General features: G+C 66.9%; 2 protein-coding genes. Both read left to right on the top strand.

From position 1 onward, the window contains the following. On the top strand, positions 1 to 1,291 hold a 1,291-nt coding region (gene istA, locus ACFFIO_RS17290; protein WP_378043697.1), incomplete at its 5' end, for an IS21 family transposase. Continuing rightward, complete coding sequence (locus ACFFIO_RS17295; RefSeq protein ID WP_378043699.1) at positions 1,288 to 2,037, top strand: ATP-binding protein; 750 nt, start codon at positions 1,288 to 1,290, stop codon at positions 2,035 to 2,037. The genes istA and ACFFIO_RS17295, both read left to right, overlap by 4 nt. Positions 2,038 to 2,083: the final 46 nt, after the last annotated feature.

The raw sequence follows: 2,083 nt of genomic DNA on the forward strand, positions 1-2,083 counted from the left end.
GCTGCACGGCGAATACGTGGACCAGTGCGCTCAGGCGGGATCCCCGTCGATGGGCTATGACCGGTTCTGCAAGTTCTACCAGCGGCATGTGCTGGTCACCGGGCTGGCCTCCAGGATCGGGCACAAGGCCGGCCAGACGGTCGAGGTCGACTGGTCCGGGCCCACGATGCAGCTACTCGATCCGGCCACCGGGGAGCTGAGCCGGGTCTACCTGTTCGTGGGGTGCCTGCCGTTCAGCCGGTTCTCCTTCGTGGAGCCGACGCTGGATATGAAGCAGGACACTTGGTTGCGGGCGCACGTGGGCATGTTCGAGTACTTCGGCGGCAGCGTGCCGAGGATCGTGCCGGACAATCTGAAGACCGGGGTGATCAAGCATCCCAAGGAGGGCGAGATCGTCCTGAACGAGGCCTACCGGGAGATGGCGGCTCACTACTCCGCGGCCGTGCTCCCCGGACGGGTGAAGAAACCGAAGGACAAGGCCAGCGTGGAGAACACCGTGGCGCACGTGGCGACCTGGATCATCGCTGCCCTGCGCAAGCGGCAGTTCACCTCCCTGGCCGAGCTCAAGGCAGCCATCGCAGTCCAGCTGAAGGCTTACAACGCGGAACCGTTCCAGAAACGCGCCGGCTCCCGCGCCAGCGTCTTCGCCGCCGAGGAGCAGGCGCTGCTGCGCCCGTTGCCGGCCGTGGCCTATGAGATCAGCCGGTGGGTCTACGGCCGCAGGGTGGCGCGCAACGGGCACGTGGCCTTCGCCCGGAACTACTACTCGGTGCCCTACACACACGTCGGGGCCAAGGTCGACCTGCGGGTCACGGACACCATGCTGGAGGTCCACCACGGCCACCAGCGACTGGCCAGCCACCTCTTGCTGCCGGAGAACGTGGTGAACGAGTACCGCACCCACGACGCGGACCTGCCGGCCGGACCGAAGTACCGGCAGTGGGACCAACACCGAGTCAGAGAATGGGCTCAGCGTGTCGGGCCCTCGACGGTGATCGTGGTGGACAGGGTCTTCGAATCCGTTCCGGTGGCCGAGCAGGGCCTGAATCCGGCGTTGGCGGTGTTGCGGCTGACGCGACGGTTCTCCGCCGAACGGGTGGAAGCGGCCTGCCAGATCGCGTTGGCCGGCCTGATCCGCTCCCCGCGATATGCGCACCTGCGCCCGATCCTGGACACCGGCCAAGACAGACCAGGAGCACTCACCGGCAGCGCGCCCGCCGGGCCGCCGGCTGAGGAGATCGGTGGCTACGTGCGTGGGGCCTCCTACTACGCGGCAGGAGGCACCCGGTGACCCGGATCGATACCGAGACCAAACGCAAGCTACGCGAGATGGGGGCCACCGCCCTGTTGGAGTCTCTCGAGGCCCGGGACGAGACCCTCATGCTGGGCCTGGGCTTCGAGGACCAGGTCAGGCTCGTCGTGGACGAGGCCCACACCTCCTTCACCCATCAGAAGGTCGAGGGCCTGATCCGGCGGGCCGGACTGCGCTACCCCAACGCCGACCTACGCCGGCTGGACCTGCTCACCGAGCGCGGCCTGGACCAAGGGGAGATCGCCCAGCTCGGAACCTGCTCGTTCATTGACCGTCAGCAGAACGTCGTCTTCCAGGGCTTCACCGGGTCCGGGAAGTCCTATCTGGGATGCGCGCTGGCCAAGCAGGCCTGCCAGCACCGGATCCGGGCCCACTACATCCGGATGCCGGACCTGGCCGAGGCCTGGGCCCTGGCCCGGGACAAGCCCCACGGGCAGCGGACGTTCTTGAAGAAATACGCCGCGTTCACCCTGCTGGTCATCGATGAATGGCTCCTGGACCACCCCGATGAGGGGATGCGCAGCATGCTGCTGGAGCTGCTCGAGCGCCGGTATGGGAACACCTCGACGGTGTTCTGCACCCAGTACGCCCAGAAGGACTGGCACCAGCGACTTGGCTCCGGAGTCCACGCCGACGCCATCATGGACCGGATCGTGCACAACACCCTCTGGATCGAGACCGGTAGCTTCAACATGCGCGAACACACCGCGATGAACGGTCTCTAGAAACCGCCGTTGAGAGCCGGTGGCTCTGACCCCATCGGCCACCGGC

Source organism: Citricoccus parietis, from assembly GCF_042433045.1.
Taxonomy (GTDB): Bacteria; Actinomycetota; Actinomycetes; order Actinomycetales; family Micrococcaceae; genus Citricoccus; species Citricoccus parietis.